Origin of the sequence: Dolichospermum sp. LEGE 00246 (genome assembly GCF_015207865.1) — a bacterium.
Taxonomy (GTDB): domain Bacteria; phylum Cyanobacteriota; class Cyanobacteriia; order Cyanobacteriales; family Nostocaceae; genus Dolichospermum; species Dolichospermum heterosporum.
The window spans coordinates 1-5,214 of the sequence record NZ_JADEWA010000391.1 but is presented as its reverse complement, the minus strand read 5'-3'; the positions used below and the strand labels follow the sequence as shown (position 1 = coordinate 5,214).

General features: G+C 37.0%; 2 protein-coding genes. One reads left to right on the top strand and one right to left on the bottom strand.

Annotated elements, in window-relative coordinates:
* The first annotated feature begins 319 nt into the window (after positions 1 to 319).
* Complete coding sequence (locus tag IQ228_RS20525; protein ID WP_193964204.1) at positions 320 to 1,732, top strand: AAA-like domain-containing protein; 1,413 nt, start codon at positions 320 to 322, stop codon at positions 1,730 to 1,732.
* Positions 1,733 to 2,377: 645 nt separating this feature from the next.
* Here IQ228_RS20525 and IQ228_RS20520 read toward each other — a convergent pair.
* The gene (locus IQ228_RS20520) at positions 2,378 to 4,288 is read right to left on the bottom strand and encodes a patatin-like phospholipase family protein (protein ID WP_027403940.1); all 1,911 of its coding nucleotides are present in this window, start codon (positions 4,286 to 4,288) and stop codon (positions 2,378 to 2,380) included.
* Between the last annotated feature and the right edge of the window lie 926 nt (positions 4,289 to 5,214).

The window sequence follows — 5,214 nt, the reverse complement described above, 5'->3', positions numbered from 1 at the left end:
GGCTAAATATGATAATTTAATACCAGAAATGTAACTTGAGTAATTTTTTACTATACTTAGGGCTTACTGAGTAAAAATATAACCGCCTCTCAGTAAGCGTTTCACGGATTTTGAGAACAAAAAAGTGCAAGGCTATGGCATTTAGATCCTCAAAATCCTTGCATTTCCATGAAAAATCAGGGGGTGAGTTTGGAAACCAATCTCCCAAACCACCATTTTTTACGCTATGTGGCATCTAGGTTTGCTTTGGGTACTTATTCAACAAACCCTACACAGCTAATTTTATACTAGTTAACAAAATTAGTCAACTTCTTGGATTATGGCTGTAAAACAAAATAAAACAAAAAGAAGACGAGGTGTCCTTTTATCTCCTCAAGGACTACAACGTCTACAAGAAGCTATATCCTCTTGGGAGGTTATAGAAAACGAAGGCCAACGCCTCTCCTTAGAGGATTTAGCTGACCAAACAAAACTTTCTGCTAAAACTCTTAGCCGCTTATGGTCAGCTAATAAAGGTGTAGACCAAAAAACTTTAAAATTATGTTTCAATACGTTTAATCTAGAACTTTATCAAGAGGATTACATCTTCCTTAAGGAAGATAATGAAACGAAAATATTAGATTGCTTATCAAATAGTATATGTCTACAAACAGAAAGTCCGTTTTTATGGTCCTATCCTGATGGACCAGTACCGTTAGATTCTCCCCTATATATTGAACGTCAACCGATAGAAGAATTAATGTACCGAGAGGTGACTCAAGCAGGTTGTGTAATTAGAGTTTTCGCCCCTGCACAGATGGGTAAAACTTCTTTGATACTACGTCTTTTGTCATTTGCAGATGCACAAGGATATAACACTGTAAATTTAAGTTTTTCCCAGATAGATGCTTATTGCTTAACTGACTTAAATAAGTTTTTGCGTTCTTTTTGTAGCCAAATTGCCATAAAACTAGGTATGGCTCCCAATATTAATGATCATTGGGATGAAGATGTGGGTTATAAGTTAACCTGTAGCCTTTACTTCCAGCATTATATTCTCAAGGAGAGTAATAACCCTCTGGTTTTGGTGTTGAGTGAAGTTGAACGATTTTTTGAATATCCTCAAGTTGCTCAGGAATTTTTTGCTTTGTTGCGTTGTTGGTACGAAGAATCACGACAAAATAATTTATGGAAAAATTTGAGGTTAGTAGTTGCTTATTCAACAGAACAGCATTTTTGTTTAGATATTAATCACTCTCCGTTTAATATTGGACTACCTGTCCGTTTACATGAATTTACTCAGCAACAGGTAGAAGAATTAGCTAGGCGATATGGACTAAGGTGGACTGCTGGTAACGAGTCGGCACAATTGATATCTCTTATTGGTGGTCATCCAGCACTGACGCAACTTACTTTGTATTATCTTAGCACTGGGGCTATTACTTTATCGGACTTGGTCAAAGAGGCGATCGCCAATGGTGGAATTTATCGCTATCACTTGCAGAAACATTGGGTAAAACTTTTAGCTAATCCTGATTTAATTAGGACATATACTGAAGTTGTTACCACTAAGGAAAGTCTGGTTATTGATCCTATCCATGCTTATCAACTGGAAAGTTTAGGATTAATTACCTTTGATGGCGATCGCATATTACCCCGTTGCCAACTCTACCGGACTTATTTTGCCAAGCAATTAAGTAGTAAGACAGAGTTAATTACACAATGTCATTGCGTTAGCGTTGCGTGGCGTTAGCACTATGGAACGAAGTGAAATGAACTGCCCCATCTTACTTCGTCGAAGATGGGGTTTCTACATCCCCTTAAAAAGTATTAGATGAAACCAGAAATTTCCAAAAACCTAACCCCCCAGCCCCCCTTCCCTACCCTATCGTGTACACACAAGTTAAATTACCCCCCTTATAAAGGCTACGGTGTACACACAAGTGGTATCTGCAAAGGTTTCAGGCGTTATAGACCCCTGAAATTGCAATACTGTTCGGTTAACGAAAATTTCCACGTAAACAACCTATTGTATAAAACCAACAAATTATTGAAAATGTTGGGTTTCGTTCCTCAACCCAACCTACGTATTTTTGTTTTTTAGTCTTAACCGAACAGTATTGCCTGAAATTGTCATTACGAGCGCGAGTAATTACATAATCCCGTGGTTTTTGCGATTCCTAGGTCGCGCTTCGCGATCGCTTCGTTATTCCTCCTCTGTGGGAGACGCTATGGGAAATTATAGGGATTAAAAGATTGGGCGGATTAGGTTGTTTGCTATGATAAAAGTTACTAAAATCCGTGAAATCAGCGCAATCCGTCTAATCCTTGATTCAGACCTTTTTCCCCGCGTCGGGGAGAGGTTTGGAGAGGGGTTTATTTATACATTAAAAACTTTTCAAACACCCTCTAACAAAAGACTACACAATTCATCTATTTTTTTACTATTTTGAGCAATCATCTGTTGGGCTGCTGCTTGTAGCTGGCGAGTATTTCGTAAAGTTGTTTTATCTATTTCTTCTAGTTCTGCATCTAAAAATGTTTGCAACCGATAATAAGAACTTTTATTTTTTTGATTACTAGATGCAAACAACCGTTCTAATTCTCCAGCCACAACTTCACTACTACCATCAAACATAATATTTAAAAGTGGTCTTCCCCATTGCAAAAGTCCCCAATTTTTGACTTCATTGTAAGGATAAACACTTGTTAGCGAACCTGTACCTAGAGAAACCACTAAAATATTTTCTGTATTCAGAACCCTGTTTGCTTCTTGTTTACTACTAATTTTTGCTTCAGAAATAGCTAACTGGGATGGATTATTAGCAAAAACTCCTCCATCTACTAAAGTATAAAAACCATTAGTATTATGAGCAGTGGCAATGCGATGGGGAGGAAAATAAGTGGGAGTAGCACTGGTGGCTAATGCTGCATCTAAAAGCGAAAATCCTGCACATAAATTGCGAAATCTTTTAGATTCTATTTGTTGTTTTTCCCGTTTATTGGTAAATAATATTGGGATGCGTTGCTCGATATCATAACTGGTGACAAAAACTTCTTTCAGATTATTTTCTATCAGACTATCACCAAAATACTGTTTGAGAATTTCTACTCTGCTGGTAGAAGCATATTTTGGCTGAAGAAATATATCTTCTAAAGGTCCAAGTAACTTTTCAAATAATGGCTCATAAAATATTTCCACTCCATACTCAATAAATAGTTGTGAGAGATCCGCAGCCGTGTATTCCGCCTCGGTTAATTTATCAGATGTTTCTGTATTTAATCTGGGTTTAGTTAATCCCAGTGCTAAAATTCCACCAGTAGAAGTTCCAGTAATTAAATCAAACAAACTAAATATAGGTTTTTGTGTTCGCTTTTCAATTTCTGCTAGAACAAGTGCAGGGATAATACCGCGAATACCACCTCCATCAATGGCAAGTATTTTATATTTTGGTTGGGCTGTTTTATTGATATTTTCTTGTGATTCCTGTGTAGATAATGGGAGTAGAATTTGGATATTAATAGGTGATTCTACTTGGTTTATTGTGGTTTCTTGCTGTTGTGAACTAATAGAATTCTCAGTGGGAATTTCTGCTTGATCAGATGATTCTCCTAGAAAGGGAATTTGTGCTAAATTCCAACTAGGATCACCATAAAAATTTCCCTGATAAGATTCTCCAATTTGGTTTTTGACTATTCTTCCTGCTCCTTCATCTAATTTCCAATAGGCAACTAATCCTTCTTCATCCCCAACTATTAGCCCAGAACGATGGGCTTGAATTTGTTCCTGATTACATGGATAATTCCAGACACTAATATGAGCTAATTGTCCTGAAAAATATATATTATTGTGTAAAGTTCCCCCCAGAGTGATCGGACTTGTGGCTTTATTTAACGCAGAACCTGTAAAATATTCTATATATTGATTATGATCAAGATATACGGTAAGATCACCTTGATTAAAAACAATAGCAAAAAAGTGCCATTCTCCAATGGTTAATTCTCTATTACCCAGGGTTTTGATAAATTTGCTCAATTGTTCATCAATGTAAATATCTAAATTTCCTGTAGGACTAACACCAACTTCAAAATTATCACTGTATCGGTCTGAAGAACGGGCAAAAAAGACATTGCGTGTTCCATAAGTAGTAGCTTGTTTAGTGAGATGATGGGGATTAACCCATCCTGAAACTGTAAAACCTGAAGTACCCTGGGATAAAACCAGATCAGGATCATTTTTGACAAAATCTATGTAATCATGTTGACCATCAAAGGTCAAAACTAATTGTTCAATTACTTTTTTTACCACGGAATTTTTATCTCCAATTATTCAGTTTACAAACGGGAAAGAGTGAATAAGTAATTGGACAAAAATATTTACAGTCATTGCGAGGGCAGGGAAGCAATCACAACCCTTGGAATTGCTTCATTTCACTTCGTTCCACATGGCTAACGCCACGCTACGCTAACGCAATGACATTGTGTAATTAATTCTGTCTCACGACTTATAAAAATCCTGCAATTACTTCAATTCTGATTGGATAGTATAACATTAGTTCTTGGCGTGTAAGTAATTGGACAAAAATATTTACAGTCATTGCGAGGGAAGGGAAGCAATCACAACCCTTGCGATTGCTTCATTTCACTTCGTTCATTCATGTGATGGTAAGTTTGTACTTGTAGGGTGCGTCAGACCCAATAATTTGGTAAAAAACAGATTTCCTCTATCTAACGTGGTTGGTGAGATTCTTAACTGTCTTAACAGTTGTCTTAAATGTTTAAACTGCTATTGTATTTTATGGCTAAACCTGAGATTATACTCGAAATAGCTGGAAGCTAGACTTTCTTATCATACAAAGAAAATAAAAAAATGGGTCAGAAACTGCAATACCTTAGAGGATGTTTGAAAAGTCGTATACCGTAATTTTCATCACATTGTTACCCCCCTTTCCCCTTATAAAGCTACGGTGTACACACAAGTTATCGCATCACCATTATTCCTCAAATTACCCTACCCTAACCCTCCCCGATGCTTTGGGGAGGGAACTGGATTCTTGTTTCCCCCCTTTGCATCAGGGGGATTAATGGGGGTAATTATAACTTGTGTGTACACGATAGCCTTGTAAAGGGGGGAAACAATAAATATCTAGTTCCCTCCCCGATGCTTTGGGGAGGGTTAGGGTGGGGTAAAAAATATTTGATACATCAACCATAACTTTTCAAACACCCTCTAGG

Bases quoted from the DNA above. Each gene is read 5' to 3' on its own strand.
- IQ228_RS20525 (WP_193964204.1), top strand. From the start codon at position 320: ATGGCTGTAAAACAAAATAAAACAAAAAGAAGACGAGGTGTCCTTTTA.